General features: G+C 49.9%; 19 protein-coding genes. 12 read left to right on the forward strand and 7 right to left on the reverse strand.

The genetic code is table 11. The annotated features are described in order from the left end of the window. The first annotated feature begins 254 nt into the window (after window positions 1-254). From AC3Y7R_RS05335 to AC3Y7R_RS05345, 3 genes are all read left to right on the forward strand, one after another. Window positions 255-536 carry a hypothetical protein gene (locus AC3Y7R_RS05335; protein ID WP_490040989.1) on the forward strand — a complete coding sequence of 94 codons (282 nt, stop codon included), beginning with the start codon at window positions 255-257 and terminating at the stop codon, window positions 534-536. Further along, entirely contained in the window at window positions 529-702 is a 174-nt protein-coding gene (locus AC3Y7R_RS05340; RefSeq protein ID WP_490040990.1) for a hypothetical protein, read from the forward strand. The genes AC3Y7R_RS05335 and AC3Y7R_RS05340 overlap by 8 nt, the downstream gene beginning before the upstream one ends. Before the next feature lie 680 nt (window positions 703-1,382). Further along, complete coding sequence (locus AC3Y7R_RS05345; protein ID WP_490040991.1) at window positions 1,383-2,294, forward strand: BsuBI/PstI family type II restriction endonuclease; 912 nt, start codon at window positions 1,383-1,385, stop codon at window positions 2,292-2,294. On the opposite strand, the gene AC3Y7R_RS05350 is transcribed toward AC3Y7R_RS05345, so the two are convergent. Beyond that, window positions 2,291-3,700, reverse strand: coding sequence for an Eco57I restriction-modification methylase domain-containing protein (locus tag AC3Y7R_RS05350; protein ID WP_490040992.1), 1,410 nt, complete (start codon window positions 3,698-3,700; stop codon window positions 2,291-2,293). The genes AC3Y7R_RS05345 and AC3Y7R_RS05350 overlap by 4 nt on opposite strands. Before the next feature lie 184 nt (window positions 3,701-3,884). On the opposite strand from AC3Y7R_RS05350, the gene AC3Y7R_RS05355 reads away from it, so the two are divergent. From AC3Y7R_RS05355 to AC3Y7R_RS05370, 4 genes are all read left to right on the forward strand, one after another. Continuing rightward, complete coding sequence (locus AC3Y7R_RS05355) at window positions 3,885-4,451, forward strand: T4SS efffector SepA family protein (protein WP_490040993.1); 567 nt, start codon at window positions 3,885-3,887, stop codon at window positions 4,449-4,451. 279 nt (window positions 4,452-4,730) lie between these two features. Continuing rightward, window positions 4,731-5,180: a hypothetical protein gene (locus AC3Y7R_RS05360; protein ID WP_490040994.1), complete on the forward strand. Its 450-nt coding sequence runs from the start codon at window positions 4,731-4,733 to the stop codon at window positions 5,178-5,180. After that, on the forward strand, window positions 5,177-7,936 hold the full coding sequence (locus AC3Y7R_RS05365; protein ID WP_490040995.1) for an AAA family ATPase: 2,760 nt from the start codon (window positions 5,177-5,179) through the stop codon (window positions 7,934-7,936). Before AC3Y7R_RS05360 ends, AC3Y7R_RS05365 begins: the two co-directional genes overlap by 4 nt. Before the next feature lie 439 nt (window positions 7,937-8,375). Beyond that, a complete protein-coding gene (locus tag AC3Y7R_RS05370) occupies window positions 8,376-9,767 on the forward strand; it encodes an SEL1-like repeat protein (protein ID WP_490040996.1) in 1,392 nt (463 codons plus the stop codon). A gap of 344 nt (window positions 9,768-10,111) precedes the next feature. Here the strand turns inward: AC3Y7R_RS05370 and AC3Y7R_RS05375 are convergent, their stop codons facing one another. Then, window positions 10,112-10,855 carry a hypothetical protein gene (locus AC3Y7R_RS05375; RefSeq protein WP_490040997.1) on the reverse strand — a complete coding sequence of 248 codons (744 nt, stop codon included), beginning with the start codon at window positions 10,853-10,855 and terminating at the stop codon, window positions 10,112-10,114. Next, a complete protein-coding gene (locus AC3Y7R_RS05380; RefSeq protein WP_490040998.1) occupies window positions 10,856-11,215 on the reverse strand; it encodes a hypothetical protein in 360 nt (119 codons plus the stop codon). A 189-nt stretch (window positions 11,216-11,404) separates the two neighbouring features. Here AC3Y7R_RS05380 and AC3Y7R_RS05385 point away from each other — a divergent pair, with 189 nt between their 5' ends. Both AC3Y7R_RS05385 and AC3Y7R_RS05390 read left to right on the forward strand, forming a co-directional pair. Beyond that, window positions 11,405-11,962: a recombinase family protein gene (locus AC3Y7R_RS05385; RefSeq protein ID WP_490040999.1), complete on the forward strand. Its 558-nt coding sequence runs from the start codon at window positions 11,405-11,407 to the stop codon at window positions 11,960-11,962. Between the two features lie 136 nt (window positions 11,963-12,098). Then, window positions 12,099-13,292, forward strand: a complete 1,194-nt coding sequence (locus AC3Y7R_RS05390; RefSeq protein ID WP_490041000.1) for a Fic family protein — start codon at window positions 12,099-12,101, stop codon at window positions 13,290-13,292. An 86-nt stretch (window positions 13,293-13,378) separates the two neighbouring features. Here AC3Y7R_RS05390 and AC3Y7R_RS05395 read toward each other — a convergent pair whose 3' ends face one another. Both AC3Y7R_RS05395 and AC3Y7R_RS05400 read right to left on the reverse strand, forming a co-directional pair. Next, complete coding sequence (locus AC3Y7R_RS05395) at window positions 13,379-13,726, reverse strand: hypothetical protein (RefSeq protein ID WP_490041001.1); 348 nt, start codon at window positions 13,724-13,726, stop codon at window positions 13,379-13,381. 14 nt (window positions 13,727-13,740) lie between these two features. Further along, a complete protein-coding gene (locus tag AC3Y7R_RS05400; protein WP_490041002.1) occupies window positions 13,741-14,247 on the reverse strand; it encodes an antirestriction protein ArdA in 507 nt (168 codons plus the stop codon). Between the two features lie 411 nt (window positions 14,248-14,658). Here AC3Y7R_RS05400 and AC3Y7R_RS05405 point away from each other — a divergent pair, with 411 nt between their 5' ends. Then, the gene (locus AC3Y7R_RS05405) at window positions 14,659-18,411 is read left to right on the forward strand and encodes a YobI family P-loop NTPase (RefSeq protein ID WP_490041003.1); all 3,753 of its coding nucleotides are present in this window, start codon (window positions 14,659-14,661) and stop codon (window positions 18,409-18,411) included. A 206-nt stretch (window positions 18,412-18,617) separates the two neighbouring features. Here the strand turns inward: AC3Y7R_RS05405 and AC3Y7R_RS05410 are convergent, their stop codons facing one another. Both AC3Y7R_RS05410 and AC3Y7R_RS05415 read right to left on the reverse strand, forming a co-directional pair. Continuing rightward, window positions 18,618-19,916: a hypothetical protein gene (locus AC3Y7R_RS05410; protein ID WP_490041004.1), complete on the reverse strand. Its 1,299-nt coding sequence runs from the start codon at window positions 19,914-19,916 to the stop codon at window positions 18,618-18,620. Between the two features lie 50 nt (window positions 19,917-19,966). Further along, window positions 19,967-20,371 (reverse strand): hypothetical protein, encoded by a 405-nt coding sequence (locus tag AC3Y7R_RS05415; protein WP_490041005.1) that lies wholly within the window; start codon window positions 20,369-20,371, stop codon window positions 19,967-19,969. 218 nt (window positions 20,372-20,589) lie between these two features. On the opposite strand from AC3Y7R_RS05415, the gene AC3Y7R_RS05420 reads away from it, so the two are divergent. Then, window positions 20,590-21,036, forward strand: a complete 447-nt coding sequence (locus AC3Y7R_RS05420) for a hypothetical protein (protein WP_490041006.1) — start codon at window positions 20,590-20,592, stop codon at window positions 21,034-21,036. 100 nt (window positions 21,037-21,136) lie between these two features. Then, window positions 21,137-22,372, forward strand: a complete 1,236-nt coding sequence (locus tag AC3Y7R_RS05425) for a hypothetical protein (protein ID WP_490041007.1) — start codon at window positions 21,137-21,139, stop codon at window positions 22,370-22,372. The last annotated feature ends 183 nt before the right edge of the window (window positions 22,373-22,555 follow it).

The raw sequence follows: 22,555 nt of genomic DNA on the forward strand, positions 1-22,555 counted from the left end.
CTCAGTGCGGTACGCGTTTATTCACTGCCCGGCAGGGTATTGCGCGGCAATGTCCCGAGAGGGAAGGCTCATCGGCCCGAGTTTTCGGTCCGCGCCATGTGCCGGATGCTAATGGTACATTCGCAGGTATTCGGGGAATGCAGTCTCAAAGCACTTAGTTGGAAGTAGCTGCTTAGAAATAGGTATGTCCTCCGAGCGATGGTTGTCCTGCCAATTAGGCACCATTGAAACAGCATCGGAAAGGATAAATCCAGATGCAACACAATACAGCAAACCACTTCCGCCCTACGACGGTCGCTGCGCAGCTTCCGGCGAAGGCACATGACCTCAAATCGTCATTGGAACACGAGATAACGCATCGCTGTCACCGCAAGGTGACAAAGCGGCTGGCATTACGGCTGGCTTATGCGGTGATCTCGGATGACCGTGACGGCATGTTCCTCGCTGAAAAGCTGGTTGATGAACTGCGACCTCGGGTCAAACACGAAGCTGCCTTGAGCGAAATATATCTGGAGAGGGAGGTGCGCCATGGATAGGAAACACATCGCACTCTTGATACGCTTCATCGAAGATTTTCCCGAAATTCGCAGGATCAAGATCCAGGCAGATGAAAGTGATGAAAGTGTTTTCGCCTTCGAAAACGGCAAGTGTGTCGCGGGTGTCGGAGAACTCTGTATTGGCCTAGAGGAGGTGATGGCATGAACATACTCAAGCCGACTGAGCTCAATCGAAACGAACTCTTGCGACTAGCAAATTCACTCACGAAACATGGTGTCACGAAGATCGTGGTTCATCGCGGTAATGAGATTCAAAACTTGCAGTCGGCGAATGCCAGCAAATGGCAGGCCACTCGAAGCATTGGGTCAAAGACATTGCGTAAACGCAGCGTGACGATTCCGACGGACTTCTACTAGCTAAATGGGGCGGCAATTGTGCCGTCCCTTCACTTCATTCAGCCGCCACCCACAGTCTCTGCGCGGCACACGCCGCATCTCGACCGAAACGACCCATGCGTCCGGCCCAACACTTGCAGTAAGATGCGCCAACTGTTGCCGGTTGATCAAATATCACCTCGCGCGTTTCGCGCCCGTCGCCCGGTGTGACAAAACGGTATTTTGTGATCGGCGAGAGCGCACGGCCTCGCCTGTTGCGGACCTTTTCAGACAGAGGTTGTGCCGCTCGGTGGTGATGTCGGGCGATCAAGTTTTTTGTATTCATGGCGTGCCCCTAGGCATTGGTTGATGGAGGCAATTCGATTGGACGGCATCCTAGTACTGGTTCAACCGGATAATGCAATCGACTCTTAGAATGGCCCGCAGTAAAGTTCTCCAAAACGATTTATTGAGGGGGCACAGGCAGATGGCATTATTGCACGACAAGGGGTGACGAAAAACAGGATTAGGGCAGTCCTGCAATATCTCGATCTTGGCAATAACAACGATCTAATTGATGGCGTATTTGCCCTTCTGGACGATGAGACGGACAGCTGGTTCACAACCGCGCCTAAGGGATCGAAGATCGAGGACGGTGCAACCACCGCGCATCTGGCCTGCCACATTGGCATTTTACAGCGTGGCATTGGCAAACTCGACCGTGAAGGGCGTGATTATTGGATCAAGCCTTTGCGCGAACTGGGTGGCATTGAACCTATCCTGTTGGAAAAAGGTGCGTTCATTTCCGGCCATGTCAAAGCAAAGTCACCTAACTCAAGCTACCGACTCGACCACACGCTGAAAACCGTATTGAAAGCCTCGGATGATACTTGGCAAGATTTGCTCAAACAGTGGGCCAACGAAGATATCGCCCGAGAGCGCCGTGCCTTCCAAGCCAAAATGGCCGAAGCATCGCGTAAATTGATCGACACAGGCCACGCCGATCTGATCAAGGCGAGCGTCGAAAACTACGCGCCACGCTTCCTCCCCGGCTACCAATTGCTTTACGTGGATGATGCAGATGGCGACCGCATCTCGGATGCTGAGCGTGCGAAGATGGATGCTGCTGGCGTCGCCCTGACTTTGGATGACGCAATGCCCGATGCGTTCTTTTGGAATCCCGACACCGACCATTTATGGGTGATCGAAGCAGTGACAAGCGACGGTGAAGTGGACGCCCACAAGGTCGCGCAGATGAACCGGCTTGCCGAACGCTGCGGTAAGCCTGGCGTCGGGTTCACGACCACTTACCGGACATGGAAGGACACTGCGGCACGGCAGGGGAAGCACCAGAACATTGCCTACGAAACATTCATCTGGATTCAGGGCGATCCAGCAAAGCAGTTCAAGGTGACAGGTTAAAGCAGGTCGTCCATCGTTGTGTCGCCTCGGCCTAACGCTTGCAACTGCTCACGGTCTGGATAGTGCAGGTTACGCAGGTCGGTTGCGTTAACTTGTGTGTGACCGGAAAAGATACGAAAATACTCGTCCACGGCTTCAGAATTTAGGAACGCTGAGAGCCCGCGCGCAAGATCGACTGGCAAACCTTCGCCATTCTCATGGAAGTAATTCAGATGGTTCTCAAATCCGGCTCTTCCGCCATCGAATATCGACGCGACGAGGCGGCGCTTTTCTTCCTTTGCGGAGAAGCGTTTTGTAAGGACAAATATTCCAGCGGGCGTGATCAACTTTGCCGTTGCATCGCAATCAACAAGCGCGTTGTGTTTTCGAAAGTTAGGTATCGGCCAACTGATCGACCCGTGGTCGAAGTGCTGTGGGTAGATGAGCGGCACCGTGTCGGTTGCGGCGTCTTTGCGCAAATGTTCTTTGGCGCGAAAACCGACAACACGCCCGGTCGAAACCTTGATACCCAAGTCCTCCAATACACATGGGAGCGATTGAATGCGGCTTGCGAGATCGTTGTCAGCAATGGGCAAGCGAATAAATGAGTGCTGATCCTTGGGGCGCACGATCTCTGCAAAATCAACGGCACGCACTGCAACAACGTCACTGGAGAGTTGCACAGTGGGTTGCTGGCCTCCCTTTCGTAACTTGAAAATCATGTTTTCTTGCAGAACATCGTCGTCCTTAAACGTCGATTTCCGCGACTCAAATACATGCAGTTTGTCAATGGAACACGAACCGAGCAATTGCTGGCGGAACGGTCGATAATAGGTTCCATTGCAGAACGAACGCGGAGTGATTGCGACGAGTTGACCGTCATTCGATAATAGCCGCATAGCTACGGCAACGAACGCCGTGTAGAGGTTCACTGTCTCGATAGAGAGTGATCTTAAGGCTGCTCGCCATTCAGACTTTGCGTTGACCTTCCCATAAGGCGGGTTGAGGATGACGCAATTGAACGTCAGGGGATCATTGAGCAAAGGCTCCGCCGAACGCAGCACGTAGTCGTCGCGGATCACCTGCCACTTGAACGCGATCCCAGCTTCGTTGCAAAGGTCAAAGCACTGGTCAAAGTTCACTTCGAGAAGGCCGGCAAGTTGATCGTCTACCTCATAGGCGGTCACGTCGATGCTCTCGGGTTTGTCGCCCCTACCACATGCGTCGGTAATGAACGCGACTGACAATGCGCCCATGCCCGCGCCTGCATCGAGTAATTTGACTTGCTGCGGCAGAGTATCGAACATACCTGCCATGAATGTCGCCACGCGAGCTGGTGTCATGAACTGACCGAGCTTGGATCGACGTTTTGGATCCAGAGTGGGCGATACTTCAAGGCGAGTCTGGTCGATAGATTCGAGGAGCAACTGTTCTTCCTTTGTTTTCCTCCACGCTACATCATGGGCTTGTAGTTGCCAACCAATCTAAATGAGATCGAACACACCCAAAACGCCGAACGTCAGGCCATCTGAGGCCATTATGTAACATATTATCTTAACTGATGCGGATAATATGTTACATAATGCCCTCAGAAGCGAAAAGGAGATAACCATGATGCCTGTAGTCAGAATTAGTGACGCTACCTTCGTCGACCTAAAGTCCATCTCGACGTGGCTGGGCACAGACACGCCGTCGAAAACAATTGAAAACTTGGTTCGAGATAAAATGGATGCACTCGATCTTGAGCGCGATGTGAACGACGAGCAATCTGAAGTGGTTGCGAGCGAAGGCGACGTGTCTGTTTTTGAGCGCACGCCCGGTCTAACGTTTACGCGAATCCTCTCAGCTACGATGAACGGCAAGTCGCTCAGCAAGCCTAATTGGGCCGGTTTGCTGATAGAAATGGCCAAGCACGTCAAAGCAAAAGGCTTTGTTGAAGACCGGTTGGCCACAGAACTGCAAATCCCAACTAATTCCGAAGCGTATGAAGAAGAAGGCTACAGGTTTTATCCTGAACTCGGCATTTCGGTCCAAGGCCAGTCTGCGCAGGATGCTTGGAAAGAAGTTAGCCGTCTGGCCGACAAACACCGAATCCCAGTCGAGGTCAAATTTCAGTGGCGGGAAAACGAAAAGGCTCAACATCCCGGGCGTGTGGGAATCATTCGAGCCGGAACCTAGCCAAACTCACAACGTTGCAAAATTGTTGCAAAAATCCAACCATCACAACTCACATGGTTTGAGTTTATCCAATAATTTCAAGAGTTGAAATGGTGCAGTTAACAGGACCAACCTAGAACCCGCACCGTTGGTTTCTATCCTTGAGGAATTAGAGGAATGGGACTCTCATCTCAAGGCTGACCCAGAGGTTATCCACAAGTTGCGCGCCTTTGAGAAAGCGGCACAAAAGATACCGCAAGATGACCTGCAACGCCCTGCCCGATTAAGGGGACCGTCGCTATGAAGACGGCGCAGCAGGATTTCCATGTAGCGTCACAGGCCTTGAATATGGTCAAACGCAGACCTGCGCGAAAATCGCATGCGCCCAATACGCCGCGTGATTGTCCGCGCGTGACATTGCGCTTGTCGCTGGAAGACCATGAGCGATTGAAAGAGATGGCGGATGGGATGGCCCTTGCCACGTTCATTCGCGCTCAAGTTCTGAATGAAGAACTGCCACGCAAGAAACGTCGCTCGTCAACATCGGTCTCCGATAAACAGGCAATTGCGCAAGTTCTCGGACTACTAGGCCAGTCCCGCATCACCAACAACCTGAACCAACTGGCTTATCATGCCAATGTCGGTTCCTTGGTTATGGATGAGGTAGCGCGCGCCCAAATCGAAGAATCCTATGATCATGTCATATTCCTGCGCCAAACATTACTCAAAGCACTGGGGATGCGTGAATGATCCTCAAGGGCAACCAATGCGCCAACGGGCGCGAACTTGCGTTACACTTGCTGAATGTAGAGGACAACGAGCATGCGGTAGTACACGAGTTGCGCGGATTTATGTCCGATGATCTGATCGGTGCATTTAAGGAAACTGAGGCGGTTTCCCTTGGCACAAAATGCCAACAATATCTGTTCTCGCTGAGCCTCAATCCGCCCAAATCCGCAAATGTGCCTATCGCTGAATTCGAGCGTGTGATCGGCGAGATCGAACGGCGGATGGGTCTGTCAGGCCAGCCGCGTGCGATTGTGTTTCATGAGAAGAAAGGCAGACGGCATGCCCACTGCGTTTGGTCTCGGATCAATGTTGATCAGATGCGGGCGATTAACCTTTCGCATTTCAAACTGCGACTGCGTGATATTTCGCGCGAGCTATATCTTGAGCATGATTGGGAGATGCCTGCTGGTTTTCAAAAATCGAAAGATCGCGACCCATTGAACTTTTCGGCAGAAGAAGCAGGTCAGGCGAAACGGGTCAAACGCGATCCTGCGGACCTTAAGAAATTATTCAAATCCTGCTGGGAAACTTCGGATTCAAAGTCGGCTTTTGGCAACTCGCTTTTAGAGCATGGGTTTTGCCTTGCCCGTGGAGATCGTCGCGGCTTTGTCGCGGTCGATGCAGATGGCGAGGTCTATTCGCTGTCTCGTTGGTTAGACATCAAGACAAAGGCGCTGAAAGCCCAACTTGGGGATTTCTCTGATCTTCCCGATGTCGAATATGCCGTTTCACTCCTAAACAGCCGCACACCAAATCCAAATATTGCAGAGCAGCGCAAACTCAAAGAACACAAGGTCAAGGTCGCGCATCTGGTTACCCAGCAACGTCAGCAACGGATTGATCTGTCCGAAGGCCACGAGACCCGTCGTATTGCTGAGCTAAAGTTGCGACAAGACAGGCTTCCGACCGGCTTGAAGGCTGTCTGGGCACGGCTTAACGGGCAATACCAACGGCTTTGCAAACAACTGGCCGAAGATGCGAAGACTTGTTCGCATCGTGATCAACGGGAACAACAAGCGCAGATAGATCGTCATCTGGCTGAACGCCGCGAGTTGGACCGAGAACGCGCATTCATCGATGCGCAACATGCGTTTGAGCAAGAAATCCGGGATCATGCACAGCGTGACATGCCTCCCAAATATCAATCTGACCCAAATCAGCCATTGATCCTCCCACGCGACGTGGTGCCATTCACGCGTGAGCAACTTATTAAACGGCCCAGTTTAATCCTGAGCCATCTGTCAGAGAAGAATTCTACGTTCACCCGCAACGATATCCTGCGCGGTTTGGCAGAGTTCATCCCCGATCCAGCACTATTGCGTGGAGCAGCTAACAAAGCACTCGCCGACCCTGAATTGGTGTCTTTGTCGATCAAAGGCAAAGACGCATTCGCAACGCAGGCGTTCCAATCTGTCGAACGCGCCTTGCAAACGCGAGTCAAAGAATTGGCCCAAAGTGGCGGCTTTAGTGTCAACAACCACAATATCGAGGCGGCAATAAATCGGCAAAACACTGATCTTAGGAAGCGTGTGGGTGCAAATCTGAGTATTGAACAGATAAGCGCAATCCAACACATCCTTTCACCAAGCCAGTTCTGCGCGGTTGTTGGTCTTGCAGGAACCGGGAAAAGCACATTGTTGGCGACTGCGCGTGTGGCGTGGGAACGGCAAGGGTGTCGCGTGCATGGCGCTGCATTGGCCGGAAAAGCCGCTGATAGCTTGCAATCTGCATCTGGTATCCCCTCGCGCACCTTGGCCTCATTCGAGGCAAGCTGGAAAAATGGATATGAGCCTATTGATTGCGGCGACGTTGTTGTAATCGACGAAGCCGGGATGGTTGGCAGCCGTCAACTTGCACGCGTGACAGAACAACTACAGCAGCGAGGCTGTAAGCTTGTCCTGATCGGTGATCCTGATCAGCTTCAACCAATTGAGGCCGGAGCTCCGTTTAGGGATATCGTTGAAAGCGTCGGTGCGTCCCACCTTACTGAAATCCGGCGTCAACAATCTGGTTGGCAGCGTCAGGCTTCACGTGATCTGGCCGGTGGGTTCATCGAAACGGCCCTGCAATCCTATGCTGATCATGGTTTGGTCCACAACGCATCTGACCGCGATCAGGCCATCGCGCAGTTGGTTGATGACTACGTGGCTGATTGGAAACAAGACGGGAATACAACATCCTGCCTTGCATTGGCCCATCGCCGCATAGACGTTCATGCCATCAATCAAGCCATCCGTGCTGCCCGAAAAACAGCAGGAGTAAGTGTTGAGGAAACCCTTTTCAAAACGGACCACGGCCCACGCGCATTCACTGCAGGTGATCGCATCCTGTTCACCCGCAATGATGCGACCCTTGGAGTAAGGAACGGTATGCTTGGCACGGTTAATAATATTGGCGATGCAAAACTCACCATTCAAATTGATACAGATGAAGAAAATATGGGGCGAAAACTTACAATTCGTCCAAATCAATTTGCATCCTTCGACCACGGCTTCGCCGTCAGCATCCATCGCGCGCAAGGTTGCACCATCGATAAGAGTTACGTGTTATCTAGTCGAAGCATGGACGAAAGCCTGACCTACGTTGCAATGACGCGACATATGCAGAAAGCTAATTTTTACACCGCGCCGGATATTGCGCCGAAGCAATTACAACGAGAGAGAAACATCGCAGTCCATGTAGATTCACAAAGTTCTGCCCCGACAAGGCGACGGTGAGGAATCGCCTGAGACAGTTGAAATTAAATGTGTGCTTTCGTGCATCCTTCAGCTAACGGCAGTAACGAGTTAATAGTTATCAGCTTGCTATAACCCAGCAAACAACTGCTTCTACGAGAGAGGCCAAAACCCTTTAACATCTGCGCGGGGTAAGAGTGAAATTTCCGTCGCACGGAATCAGGTAGCTTGGTTTGGTATTTTCCTCAATCGCACTGCTGAATGACACTTTCTTATCAATTGGTTATGAAGCTCGACAACAGCGTTGCGATATCCGGTTGCGACCAAGTCGCCGACAGACATCGGCAGTTTTTGGAGTACCCACTTGCTGATACGGTAACCCTCCCCACGGTCGGAAATGTCAGCACAAGCAATTGACATACAGGTGAGGCAAGCATCAAGGTCGAGTGGTGTCCAATCAATCCCCAAGAGATAGAATAAATTGCCAGATTTCCCAATAGAATTGATAACCCAAGCCGCTTTTGTATCCGCCTTCTTTGCCGGCCTTACAAAATTCTCCGTGAGCATTTTGAATATTCAATACAAAGAAGAAGTATCACTCTGGCTAATGGGGGCTGGCACCCAACAGGAATGGGCGGCGCGTTTTGTCGAAATATGTGATGGCTTGTACGGGCGCAAACTCTGGTCTCTACGCTCCTTTTTGATTTCCACAATTGTATCTGTGACAACTGTAGTGGCGGTATCATATGCCTTTCATCTTGTATCATTGCCCACGTCCAGAGGTTTTTCAGTTCCAAGCATCAACTATCTGATCATTTATGCCTTAGCGCTTAACGTAGTCGCTGATTATTTTTCACTAGCCCAAACAAGGCTTTTCCTCAAGTTCATCTCCCAAAAAAATTCCATTCCCCGAGCCGCCATTTTTTTTGCTACTGACCTAATTGCATCTGCGATAATAATTTTCCTATTCATTGCCGTTCTTAGTCGAGCATTGCCCGAAGCCGGAATCTCTGGAAATCTTTCAGATGCTATTGGGCTTTTCTCGCTATCATCCGTTTTCTTTTTAAGTACTTTTTCGACAAGCGCTTGGATATTCCTTTTTTTAGTTTCATCGCTAGTGTTCAGATTCACAAATTGGCTCAAGCCAGAGCGTATTTTTGATGTAGAAAAGTCGCCAGATACCATCCTTTCTCTTCTTGTGGGGATAGTAGCATTTTTTATCACGATCGGATTGTCGCCCTTAGCGCAAAGGGATGTCGGAGGCTTGAGCCCTTTTGATCACTCTATCTGCGCTGCCTTTCCAGAATCTGCATGCGAAAAAGTCGCCGATTTAACGTCGAGCGAAATCGAAAGACTAACTTTTCTCTTGGACGCTTGTGAAAAACACACAGTAGCCGTGTGTACTGAAGCTGGGCATTCCGCCTACAGAATTCGCCCAGAAGAGGCTCGAGAACTTTTATCTACTGGTTGTGGATTAGGTTCACAGAAAAGCTGTAACGGTTACGCTAGTATGCTTTTTGAAGGGCTGGGTGGCGAGAAAGACGTGTTTACGGCAGGTCAAGTATTCAAGGAATCTTGTGGTGCCGATTGGGGGGAATCATGTACAGGCTTGGGTCTTTTGCTTGGGGAAGTTGCTTCTCATGAAGAACTCATGCACTTTCTTAATGTACTGAATTGGAAAACGGTTAACCCGCTTGTTTTTTATAAGCGGGGCTGTAGCCTAGAATCGGCCTTTGGCTGTTTTAGAGCAGCGATGTATATTGCGAAAAACCCCTCCGCTGGTAGGCTAAGCGAAATAGAAACATTGATTGATAACGCTTGTGAATATGGCCATGAACGCTCCTGCGGAATGCTGACCATGTTTGGTCGCTAAGTGAAGTCACCCGTTTCGGCAATCACCTTTAACAACCCCTCATTATTTCAAATCAAGCAATCTACCGGACCTTTTTCTTGAGTTGAATACCCTTTCGCCATCCGTCCACATTCAGCGTTTGCGGCTTGGCGCATCTGAAGGGCCATTTTTCGCGCGCTGATCTTTCCGGATGAGCGTTAAAACTGAAGGGAAGCATACCCAATCGTAAGGAGGCATTTGTTCAGCCGCAGCGAAGGCCCACTTTACCTGCATCTTAGCAATTTGCAGTCTCCTCAGCAAATGGTAGCACTGGAAAGGGTTGCTGCTCCGTCGCATGATCGCCTACGATGTATAACGGCCTTTGATCACATTGGCGCAGGCGCAAAAGTTGTTATCACCTTTGATGTCTTCACGTTGGAAGCCAGGTCTTGCTTTGTTAGCTCGAAGCCCAGCATCGTTTGCGCCGCTACCGGCTTCATTCCAGGCACATGACCACGAACAGAGCTCGGCATAGCGTCCAGTAAATCAGCGTCGAGTTCTTCCAATTCTGCTTCGGAGATTTCACCATCGGCGATTTCTTCGCGGGCCACGTCCAGTTTTTCCTGATACGCAAGCAAATCCCCACGTTCAGATGTGAGCCCCTGAGCGGTTTCAACCTCGGCGCTGTAAGCTTCCCACGTTGGCGCTGTGGTTGGGATCAGATCAGCATCCAATTCATCTGCGCGAACAATGCCGCCGTTCTCGTCAAAGACCTGAGTGCCGTCTTCGGTCTTGAACACGCGTCGGCCATCTTCCATCACGTAGGCTTGTGCCAGTAATGTGTCGATACGAGCCTGCACTGCGTCCAATAACACCTGATTTTCCATCAACGCGGTAACCGTTGCTGCGTCGTAACTATCCAGCTTGATTTCGAACTCTTTAATCTGGGTCGCGGTTGCAGCAACAATCTCAGATATCCCGGTTGCCGTTGCGTTGTTACTTGCTTTGTCTTCCAAATCTTCGCGGCGTTGATGATCGTTTTTCGCCTTGATGAACCACTGGCGTTGGCGGGCCCATTCGCTATCGCGGCCCGCTCCTTCGCTTTTGAATTGCTCCATCAATGCAACCATCTATTCTCCACATTCTCTCTTAATCAAAATATACAACAACGGCTCCGCTGGCTTATCCAAATGCCGTTCAAACCATTGTGTGATTTGTTGGTGTCGGGCTTCCTCGCCCGTGTAGTACCAGTCGTAGATGCAGTTCATTCCCGTTTCATCAGGTTTGTCCCGCAAAAATCGTGAATAAGCCAAGCCCCCCACAATTCCTGATACATACGCCACCCGTTCCTCAGCAGACATTTTGTTTAGCACATCATCTGCTGTCAGGGCTGCTGCATCCCTTCCACCTGAAAGAAATGCCACCACTGCCAGTATCATGACAGAAAATGGTGAATAACTGGTTAATTTGGCCGGAATTCCATTCCGCATAATCGATCATTTGTGTGATATTTGAATATGTTAGATTGAATCTGCTATAATTATAAGAGATGAAAGGGAAACTGGGGGTTTAAGGCATTTTCCATATGTAAATTGCCCACCCTCAGACCTTAACGCAGAGAGGATCGTTTGTGTTGAGCGGAATACCGCTCGACACCTCTCGTTAAGGCATTGAAAAACATGAAGATAGGTTATCTGCGCGTCAGTACAGAAGAGCAGAATATTGATCGGCAAGCCGATGCTCTGCAACCGATCTGCGATGAGTTGCACATTGAGCGACTGTCAGCAGTGGCCAAATCGCGCCCGGTGTTTGAAGCGGTCCTAGCGCGGTTGGGCGATGGCGACACACTGGTCGTTTGGGATTTGGATCGGGCGTTTCGCAATACCAAAGACGCGTTGATCCATGCGGATCATTTGAAAGAACGCGGCGTGAATTTCAAGATCGTGAGCCTTGGCGTTGATACGGCCACTGCGGATGGTCGGTTGGCGTTCACCGTTGTTGCGGCTGTCGCCGAACATGAGCGCAACCGCTTGTCAGAACGCACAATACAGGGGTTGGCTGCTGCGCGGCGCAAGGGCAAACGCCTTGGCCCTCCCCCAAAGATGACTGATCGACAGGTAAGGAATGCGCAGGCGCGTCTGGAGCGTGGGGAAATGCGCAAGGACGTGGCGCACTGGTATGGGGTTCATCCGTGGACGCTAACGCGGGCAATTCAACGGCTTGAGGGAGATAAATGACATCTTCTAGATAACGGACATTGAACCGGACATTGTGTATACGAACGTGATGCTATCAATTTGCCCACCATCCTGCTATATATAGAAAAGAATGAAAAACGAACCGGACAATATACCGGACAAATTGCAGGCAGATATGACACTGAGAGACGATGGCGAGACCGTAGGATTGTTTGAACCGCTGATGGTGAGTGAAGGCTCAGGGCAGCGGGCAGAACTGAATGACTTGGCACTGGACCTTGCCACGCAGGCGGCAGCGTTCCGGGCGTCCTTGCCTGCCTCAATTGCCGAAGCATTGGCTGGGTTGATCCGGTCGATGAACTGTTACTACAGCAATCTAATCGAAGGCCATAGCACCCATCCCGTTGATATCGAGCGGGCGATGAGCGACGATTATAGCGCTGATCCTGAAAAACGCGATCTGCAATTGGAAGCAAAGGCTCATATCGAAGTACAGAAATGGATCGATGAAGGTGGCTTGGAAATCCGCGCTACCGCGCCTGATGCCATTCTCGATATCCACCGCCGTTTCTGTGAGCTGTTGCCCGCCGACCTGCTGGTGGTCGAACATCCCGGCACGGGTGAAAAAATCCCAATTATTCCCGGCGCAATCCGCGACCGCAATGTCGAGGTGGGTCGCCATATCGCGATTAGTCCCGGCGCGGTCTCCCGCTTTTTGGAGCGTCTGGATAAAGCTTACACCCACGCAGGTCGGATTGAGGCAATCCTCGCCGCCGCATGTGCGCATCATCGTCTGCTTTGGGTTCACCCGTTTCTGGATGGCAATGGCCGCGTTGCCCGGTTGATGTCTTATGCCATGCTCCGCGAAGCTTTAGACACGAAAGGTCTCTGGTCGGTTGCTCGTGGCCTCGCCCGCAATGAAGCGGAATACAAACGCCACCTGATGGCCTGTGATGCCCCACGTAAAGGCGACCGCGACGGGCGCGGTACGCTTTCGGAATCCGCGCTTGCCAACTTCACCCGCTTTTTCCTGCAATGCTGCATTGATCAAGTGGAGTTTATGGAAAGGTTGATGAAGCCTGACCGTCTACGCGACCGGATCATGATCTGGGTCGAAGAAGAAATGCGCGCAGGTAAGCTACCCGCGAAATCCGACACCGTTCTGCGGTCAGTGTTGCTTCAAGGCGAGCTGGCCCGCGCTGACGTGGTCGCACTACTAGGTGTCAATGAGCGCACCGCACGCCGTATTACGTCAGCGCTAATTGAAAGCGGTGCGTTGACTTCGGCCAGCACCCGCGCGCCCTTGCAACTCGCCTTCCCAGCTAAGCTGGCAGGCCGCTGGATGCCGGGACTGTTCCCTGACGAATAGCTCAAATACCCGAAAACAAATCAGCTTGGCGCGGCAGGCTGTCCAATGTTCTGAGATTGGCAAAATCATTGACGATATGGTTGTGCTTAAGACAGATCGCCGTATGAACCTCGTTGCATTCCGGCGCGGTGGTCTCGCCTCGTTTGGCGCGCCATTTTTGTAAGTCGCGCGCGTTTTTGTAAGTCGCGCGCGCATGTACGATAACGGGTAATGTCATCATGCAAGTCTTCCACGATCTGCGCCCGTAGCGCATCCAGCTTGGTGGAACGTTGCGGCTCGGCCTTGCGGTCGACTTCGGAAATAGTGCGCGCCAGATAGCCTGCATAATCGCCAGCGATAACGTTGGCCTGAATTGTTTTGACGGTTGGGATGGGACCTCCCAACAGGTAGTACCATGGATGCCCCAAATTGTAGCCTTGGTGAGTCAAAGTCATCACTTCTCCTCCCCTCAGCTCGCCCGATAGATCAGGCGGTCGCCCGCGATTTCGATCTCTGAGTATTCAATCGCCAAGTCACGAGCGATAGCGTCATAATCAATGTAGAATTGCAGATTCTCTGGGATTTCGCCGAACAGCCCTTCATCGGCAAATTGCTCTGCCAACTCGCGCATGGTCTCGACATGATAGACATCAATCCCATGGTGGTCAGGATCAACTTGACCGTCAAAACCATAGCCGCATTCGCCCACGGCAATAATGACATTGATCTTTTCCCAGTCGTCCCATGCGTCAACGCAGTCCAGATAGTCACGAAAATTCGCTTGGCTGAGGTCAATGGCTTTAGCGAGGTCACAATCGATCCGTTCGCCATCGATGAATTGGATTTCGAATTCTTCGACGGGGTCGCCGTGGATGTTGGTAAGCTGTTTGGTCTTCTCGTCGTAGTCTTCGGAACTGGTGAAATAAAACCCAATTGCACTGATATCATAGGGCTGTGCATGTAATGTAATCGTCATATTGTCCTCGCTTTCTGGTTAAAGGCGAAGCCGTTCTCTTCAACTCCGCGCTTGAACCTCTGCCCAGCGGCGAGCGTCCAACCTTGGAATCCGTGACGAGCCTTGCGAGGAGCGGATTGGACGTTCGATCAAACTCCGGGGATGGGTCAACATCTTCTCGGGAACAGCAAAGCGGCGGAAGATGATTGACGCACAGCCAAAGCGTCCTCGGATTTGATGTAAGCTGGAATGACAGGTTCCAAGCGGGCGATACGCACGCGCAATTATCAAGTGACGGCAATTTTGTCGCCCCAATCTCTCTTGAAAGGGATGGAAGCCGAAAGGCTGAAACGGCTTACGGGTTCGGTTCTCGACAGCCCGTTTGGACAACCAAGCACGTGCAATCAGAAGTTAAAATTCCCAAGATAGATATTGGATACTCAAGCCTTTGGCTTACACGTTAAAAGTGATAAAGCTTCAGAAACAAATTTAACAGAAGCGATCAAAGTGAAATTTTTCAAAGACATTCTTCAGGCGCTGCCCATCGGTTTTTTCGGGCAACGAAAGACAAACCCGCAGAGTAGCAAGTTCGTTGACCTCGCACCAACCGACCAGGCTGACGAGAACGGTGTTTATTCCGAAGCTCTCAATTATGCGACCAACAACAGCAATGTATTCAACATCGCCCTCACCGGCCCCTATGGCTCCGGTAAGAGCAGCGTGATCAAAACTTACCTCACAGAATACGAAAAGAAACCAAAACGGGCCGCCTTAGAAATATCGCTGGCATCATTCGATTCTGGGCCCAATGTTGACGAGCCAGTAAACTCAGACGAGAGCGACGGTCAAGGCGCTGCGAAATCGACTGGCCGAAAACCCGATATTAGCAAGCAAGAGATTGAAAGGAGCATTCTGCAGCAGATGCTCTACGGTGCCGATGCCAACAAGCTACCGCTATCCCGCTTCAAGCGGATACAAACACCGAAACGATGGGCTGGGGCTGTTTCCCTTCTGATTATGTTGGGCTGTGGGTCTGTATGGCACCTGTTTCAAAACAGATCCAAGATCGTGTCAGGGGATTTTTTCAAACCCCTCGAATTGTCAGGTTGGCTCAATCTTAGCGTTTTCGTCTTCGGTGCCCTTTTCATTTGGCTAATCGTACATCGGTTATATTTGCAAAGCTTTGGCCTATCGTTGAAAGGCATTTCCCTCAAAGACATCGAAATCGCCCCGAAGGCTACGGACGAGGAATCTATCCTGAGTCGCCATTTGGACGAAATCATTTACTTCTTTCAGTCCACCTCTTACGATTTGGTCGTCATTGAAGACTTAGATCGCTTCGACAACCCAGAAATATTTGTCACACTGCGTGAGATCAATAAACTGATCAACTCAAACGCAAGTGTAAACCGACATGTCCGGTTTTTGTATGCTTTACGCGATGACATGTTCGAGAACACGGATCGCACCAAGTTCTTTGAATTCATCATTCCCGTCGTTCCTATCATCAACCATTCAAATTCAATTGATATGGTTCTGAAGCAAGGGCAACGATTGGAACTTGTCGAACGTCTCGACCAGCGTTTTTTACAGGAGGTGTCGGGTTATCTGCGCGATCTCCGGCTCATCCGCAACATTTACAACGAATATGCCATCTACGTTCAGAATCTGGAGAGCGATGACGACAGCGACCTTGATCCCAACAAACTCCTAGCAGTTTTGATTTACAAGAATGTCCTGCCCAACGACTTTGAATCCCTGCACCAACAGAAGGGTGCCCTCGCCAACCTTCTGGGACGATATGACGATCTAGTAGTTAGCGTTGAGGCCGATCTCAACGACCAAATTACCAAAATCGAGGCGGAGATTTCCAGGGCCAAAAAACAGTTGCCAAAGGACATGGGCGAACTGCAAAGAATCTATGCCATGGCCTTGGTCGAGAAGCTGCCAGTTAGCCACGCTCATATTCGGTTTGGCAACACTAATATTCCAATTGGTCAACTTTCAGGCCGCGAGGACCTAGGCCAGATTATTACAGAAAAAACCTTGTCTACTTCACCAAGTCAAGGCGGAGGATGGTATCAATTCAATGTTCCGGACATCGAGAAGCAGGTTGATGAACGTATGACATTCGCAGACCGCCAGGAGGGAATAAGGCGAAAATCTACGGAGTATATTGCTCAGTCGGGACAAAAGGTCCGTTCACTTAAGTCGGAAATCTCGACGCTGCGCATAAGAAAGTTCGCAGAAGTCGTCCGTTCCCAGTCAAACATTGTTGAAGATTGCTTCAAAGGCTTGGGCGACAATAAAGACCTAATGAGATTCTTGGTGTTCGAAGGACATCTTGACGACACTTACTACCAATATATCTCGCTGTTTCATGAAGGTCGATTGTCTCCTCACGACAACAAGTTCCTTCGTCAAATTCGCAGCTTCAACACGCCGGACCCGGATTTCCAAATCGACAACCGCGCCGAAGTAATCGTTGCCATGCGCACGGAAGATTTCGGCCAAAGCTATGTGTTGAACCGACATCTCTTTGACTGCTTGTTCGAAAACCCGTCGAAATATCAAGCACAGATATCCTCCGCACTGCGGTATATCGCGGCACATTTTGAAGACTGCGAAGCGTTTTTTAACAGTTACTATGAAAGAGGCCGCAATGTGCCAGCTCTTGTGACGTCGCTTATGGCTCAATGGCCCGATTTCCCCGCAGTTGCCGCCGAAAGCGAACGGAGCATCTCTCATGTCGCAAGGCTTGCCGCATATGCACCAGAGAAGGCGCTAAACGAGGCTTCCTTTTCAGATGGTCCTATTGCCGCATGCCTGTCCATGAATACTGCTGAAGTCTTGAGCGAAGGGGTCGAAATCGAACTATCCAATTTGAGAAAATTGAACATCGAAGTCGCTGACCTTCCCGGTTTGTCCGGCTTTACAAAGGTGCAAGAATTCGTAGCGGTCGAAGGCCTATATTCAATCAACATCCCGAATATTCAGTTTGTATTCGAGCACTCAGGAAATCCCGCCGAACTTTCAACACTGGGGATGGAACACTACTCCACTGTTCTTGGGTCAGAAAACGAAACCTTGATAAGCTGCGTCGAAACCGATTTTATTAGGTATGTGCGTCACGTGCTGTTGAAACTTGAGGGCAACACTGGTGAAGAACATTCTGCGATTTTGGCAGCGCTGCGGCATGACGAAGTCGCCGTTGAGTACCTAGAAGAATTTTGGAGTCAGCAAGCGACGATTTTGCCGTCGCTGTTTGAAATCCCACACCACTTTCATTCATTTGCGCTCGAACACAGACGAATTGACGTGTCGTGGCGGAACTGCCTGACCTTTTTAACGAGCGAATGCTATAATTCGGATCATCTGACTTCGTACCTAGAAGATGACAGCGTCATGAAGGCATTACTGACTTCAGAAACCCCTGGTGACAAAGATGCTCTGCCTCTGCGCCAATTCTTACTGAACAACGAAAGCTTCGACAATGATATCTACCGTTCATATATTCGAAATCTACCAAGAGAGTTCAAGGAGTTCCCCGACGAACTTACTACCGATAAACTTAAGATAGTGATCGAAGAGCGAGCAGTTTCGTTCACAGTGGAGAATTTCAATTCCCTTGCGGACCAATCCGATCTCCAAGCCCTATTTGTCGCCCTGAATATAGACTCCTTCCTTGCAAAGGCGGATGAATTTGATGTTGATGACGATTTCAGAGCAAGGTTGCTAGCATCAAAAATTTCCGATGATCAAAAACGAGAAATATTTGGAAATATGGACCTGATTTTGATCTCAGCAGACACGGTATGCGCCTCGTTGATTGGCCCGATTTTGGATCGAACAAGTTTTGAACCCGAAGAAATGGGCTTTGACTTACTTCAATCTTTGATCCTGAATTCCAAACCAATAACTGTGCAGGTATCTTTACTGAACAAGAGCCAAGGTGCGCTAACCGAAGAACAGGTTCGGGGTATTCTAACAGGGTTGCATGAACCTTTTTCTGAAATCGCGGCGTTTGGGAAGTCGCCCAAAATCCAAAACACGCTGCTAAACAGATCGATGGTTGAGTGGTTGGAAGAGCGCCAGATTATTTCTTCATGGAAACCAACATTCACGGATAAAGAGCTACGAATTCACACTTTCAGGTCGAAGCAGCAAGACGAAGAAGTCGAGTGACGCCGAAAAAGTTGGCGATACACGAACTGTGGTGGGATTCACCTACGGTTCAGAGGGATGCAACGGGGGGTCACCCCCCTTGCCAAGTGGTGGGGTCTGCCCCCACACATCTTGCCTCTGCCTATATAAGCAAAATCTACTAAGATCAGGTACGTTTGAACAACGTAAGCTCTTTGCAATATCACAGATATTTACTATCCGTCGCTTCAAATAAACGAATAAATATTCCCAACAGAAAGATCGTCTTCGCTAGGTTCCTTATTCCCGTTCAAGAAGTGAATTGCGAGCAGCCTCTTTTCGATAGTGAAACGGACCTCTGTTGGATCATCCCCAGAATTATAGCTCATGGCCATGTACTCAAAGCCAAGTAACGCAATGTCAGCGAGAATTGTGCTGTCTTGCTCCTTTGCTGCCCGCATTAAATGGTCGCCTGCTTCTTCTGACATAGCAGTCCATCCTCTATAGCCTTCACCTTTTGTGTACAGTGCCACAGTTTCAGTGACTCTAGGGAAAATGGTTTCTGAAGATATACTTGGATTGCCACTATTGATGAGAGACAACAAAAGTGCGGGATAGTCATTTTCAAACATGAACCTACGGGCTGGGAACCGAACAGATGTGTTTTCGACAATCCTATCAAACGAAATTGCGATAAAGGAGCACAATTCGCAATATAGGTATATTTCTTCGGAGAATGGCACCAATGACATGGCTTCACGATAAGCAGTAAGCGCACCAACGACATTTTCCTGCAGGACGAAGTTCCTCGCACGTTCGATATGCACTTTTGCTGTTTGTTCATTAAAGGCAACAGAGCGGCGTTTCGTGAGAACACGGACAGCTTTTTGAAACAACCGTTCGGCGGCTATATGATTGTTGCGAGCAATCTTACCTTCTGCCTTCACAACAATTCTGGCAGCCACTTCGTCATGAAGAATATCACGACGTAAATGCTGCCTAAATTGCATATGCAGCTCGGTCAGTTGTTCTTTTAAGACTGTATTATCATCAAGTAACTTCTGCTGTCCCACAACTAAACCATCAATCACTTCTGCAATGGGTGCGGAACTTACGCCTGCCTCCAGTTCAAGTGGATCTTCAACAAAAACGTCTATTCCACGATCTCTGAAGGTAGCCTTGAATATCAGCTCGTCAATTTCATCCGCCCATTTTAGTTCACTGAGGAGACTGTGAAATCGATAATAAACCGCTAGATGAAAAATTGCGTCGCTCTTGGCCCTCATAATGTCAGCGGCCTGTTCGTCATTAATTCCCCTGATCGCTTCCCAGTTCTCGTCAAACGTAATTTGCTCGAACCAATCAGACCATTTTTGATGGCGGGCCAATTTATCATTGGTTCCGCGAAGGTGAGTGTCACGATACCGACGCAATACATCCCCAACGAGGTGTTGGAATTCTTTATAACGTGGCTGCCTAGGTTTGGTGAACTCAAGTGGAACCAGAGTCTTAAATTCAGAAAATTGAATTTTTGCTTTCGGATTCACAGCACCTATCCATCCATATGCGTCTAAACTGGATCATGTAGGCTGCGAAACTAGCGGTCAAGCTGTGGCGAAAATTTTGGCGAAACTTCTTGATCATCCACGAAGTATTGCTCAGAAATTATTTCGCCGCTGTCTTTATCTCTTTGGATTATGGCCGGTTCCGAAAAAGATCGGTGTGCTTTTCCAAACAGGCGGTACTCTTCGTAAATACAGATTCCGTTCTCCGGGTTTAATTTCACAAGGGCGGGCCCGTTAACTCTGTGATATCGATTTTCGCTAAACCACCCCATTTCCTCTGGGCGTCCGAGATCATCAAAGATCACTTGGGCTGGTCGCCCGTCTGCGGCACAGTGCAGCTTCTCATTTTGCCAAGTATTCTGCCACCTTGGGAGATTCGTTTCGATATCTCGCCCGACTTCTAATGTAAAAACTTCTCTTAGTACCTCGTTGCTCATATAAAATCATGGCACGTTTTGGTATTTAGGTCAATAATATTGACATATTATATCACATAAAAACAATAAGTTAAAATTCCATAAGTTTCCAAAACTGATTTGGACCAATCTGGACCTTGTATATGTTTCGTTGGCTGCACGGTTCAAGTGTTTGGGAATGCCTCTCGCACTGCGAGCCTAGGAAAAGGCCTTTTCTCCACCCCATGCGGAGAAAGAACATGGAAACGAACACGTCAGACACCGGCAGGAATATTTGCACCTGCCATCACAAAACACCAGGAAAGTTCACGTTCACATCACCGCCGTTCAACAAGGTTACGGCTATTCGTGCGGCCAACTTGGATCAAAGCGGAACCCAAACTTGGGACTTCATCGTCGAAGAGCTAAGTCGGCATCACACAGGCCAGCTAACGGACATAAATGGCACGCCATTTTGCTTTCGAAGCGATGATCTCAAGGATGTCAGAGCATTCGATCAATCCATTAGGGATGATCAAAAGAGCCATGTGAACAGAATAAAGGCGAAAGCTCGCGATGGCTGGAAAGGTAAATACCGCCTGCAAAAACGGATGATATATCCAATGATGCTCTTGTGGTTTTCTTTGGAATGCCACGATTGCCGGACCCGTGGGAAATGCTCTCAAATCACTGAGAACCGCGACTAGATTCCGCTCGCATTCAGCCTGAGACGCGCCCGCTTTCGGCCCGTCTCAGGCCAGACATTCAATCACAATCAAATCACTCGATCTCAAAAAGGATGATTTCATGACACCTAAAAAACCGATTAGTGGCGGTCCCTATGATTTGCCGGAATCCATAGCGCGTGCCCGCACCCCCAAAAACCGGCAATCGGATCACCAATCCAAGATGAAACTTCTAAGCATATGCTCAGCGATACTATTTGCGCTTGGCACATATTGGCTGATTGATCCTCAATCCGTTCCACACTGGATTGAGGTCGCAACTATTGGCATCGCAGGCGGCATTGCAACCTATGCGATTAACGGGGTCGCTATTACGCGCGGAGCCTATCAGGCTGCTAGTGGTGTCGCAGGCGCGATGGCAGCAAGTGTTGGGGCGGTTCTTGTGACCGGGCTAACGATCTCGATGGTCTCTTTTACCGGGCTGACAATCAATTCAATAGATCAAATGGTGATGCAACAGTTTGGTCGCGAGAACTCACTTTATGTAGACACCTACGTTGCAGCGGTTCGCCAGTCAGACGAAATTGTGGTGGCGGTGGATGCCGCTTCGAATCAGGTTTCCGCTTCGGCGGAATGTGAACGCTCTTCGAGCTGCATTAGCCGCAGGGGTAGCGGTGGTGAGGGCCAAACCTTTCATGTGTTGAATGGTATCGTGACCCAAGTTGATACGGTGCTTCAAAGCCTGACCGAGGGTGAAGCCGCGCGAGATGAAGCTTTGATAGCTTTGGAAGAAACTGACGCAGAAATACAAATCGCGCTGAATACAGAAACTGGGTCACGCAAGGTTCGCCGCGCGCAAGTGTATGCGTTGCTTTCAGATCAGCGCGCGGCTCTGGCTGATCTTGAGCGCGCGTTGCCCATATCAGTCGTAACAAGTCTGGCAGACACGCTAAAAACGGGTGTCACCATTTCGAATGATCGGGACCTTACACAGCGAATAAATGCCAACTTAGCACCGATTGGCGTCGGTATCATGCAAGCAATCGATAACCTCGAGATTACGGACTTGCAGCGCCCGGACCTACCGCCCGAAACAGGTGTCATGACGACGCTCGGGTGGGTTGGTTTTTTCTTACCGCTGTTTTCGATGCTGATTTTGATCGACACATTGTTCCCATTGCTTTTGTGGTTCTTTGCCTATTCAGCCCTTCGTCCTCTTGTGGAGCCAGAAGAGGGTGAGGCCGACAATGATCCATTCTCTGTGTCGCGCGTTCTTGATGCACCTCCAGTCCAAATGAGCCCTACAATCGGCACAAGTAAAGCTGCGCCACGCACCAAAGGGCAAACATCAAAGTAAGCAACATCAACACTCACTTTTAAATGAATGTTAGGCCCAGCGGCAAAAAGCTCGCTGGGCCTTTTACGTTTTCTGGAGTGGCCGATGTCGAGGAGAGCGGAATTGAACAATAAAAGCCTCACACATTCCGCTCAGACATCACCCAGTTGGACGATTAAAAGCCCGTATGTCTCCGAAAGCAAA

It is taken from the genome of Litoreibacter sp. (assembly GCF_058136045.1).

Coding starts and splice junctions, on each gene's coding strand:
- AC3Y7R_RS05395 (WP_490041001.1), bottom strand. CDS start 13,726: ATGACTTTGACTCACCAAGGCTACAATTTGGGGCATCCATGGTACTAC.
- AC3Y7R_RS05365 (WP_490040995.1), top strand. CDS start 5,177: ATGATCCTCAAGGGCAACCAATGCGCCAACGGGCGCGAACTTGCGTTA.
- AC3Y7R_RS05380 (WP_490040998.1), bottom strand. CDS start 11,215: ATGCGGAATGGAATTCCGGCCAAATTAACCAGTTATTCACCATTTTCT.
- AC3Y7R_RS05335 (WP_490040989.1), top strand. CDS start 255: ATGCAACACAATACAGCAAACCACTTCCGCCCTACGACGGTCGCTGCG.
- AC3Y7R_RS05375 (WP_490040997.1), bottom strand. CDS start 10,855: ATGGTTGCATTGATGGAGCAATTCAAAAGCGAAGGAGCGGGCCGCGAT.
- AC3Y7R_RS05340 (WP_490040990.1), top strand. CDS start 529: ATGGATAGGAAACACATCGCACTCTTGATACGCTTCATCGAAGATTTT.
- AC3Y7R_RS05420 (WP_490041006.1), top strand. CDS start 20,590: ATGGAAACGAACACGTCAGACACCGGCAGGAATATTTGCACCTGCCAT.
- AC3Y7R_RS05400 (WP_490041002.1), bottom strand. CDS start 14,247: ATGACGATTACATTACATGCACAGCCCTATGATATCAGTGCAATTGGG.
- AC3Y7R_RS05385 (WP_490040999.1), top strand. CDS start 11,405: ATGAAGATAGGTTATCTGCGCGTCAGTACAGAAGAGCAGAATATTGAT.
- AC3Y7R_RS05355 (WP_490040993.1), top strand. CDS start 3,885: ATGATGCCTGTAGTCAGAATTAGTGACGCTACCTTCGTCGACCTAAAG.
- AC3Y7R_RS05360 (WP_490040994.1), top strand. CDS start 4,731: ATGAAGACGGCGCAGCAGGATTTCCATGTAGCGTCACAGGCCTTGAAT.
- AC3Y7R_RS05425 (WP_490041007.1), top strand. CDS start 21,137: ATGACACCTAAAAAACCGATTAGTGGCGGTCCCTATGATTTGCCGGAA.
- AC3Y7R_RS05415 (WP_490041005.1), bottom strand. CDS start 20,371: ATGAGCAACGAGGTACTAAGAGAAGTTTTTACATTAGAAGTCGGGCGA.
- AC3Y7R_RS05390 (WP_490041000.1), top strand. CDS start 12,099: ATGACACTGAGAGACGATGGCGAGACCGTAGGATTGTTTGAACCGCTG.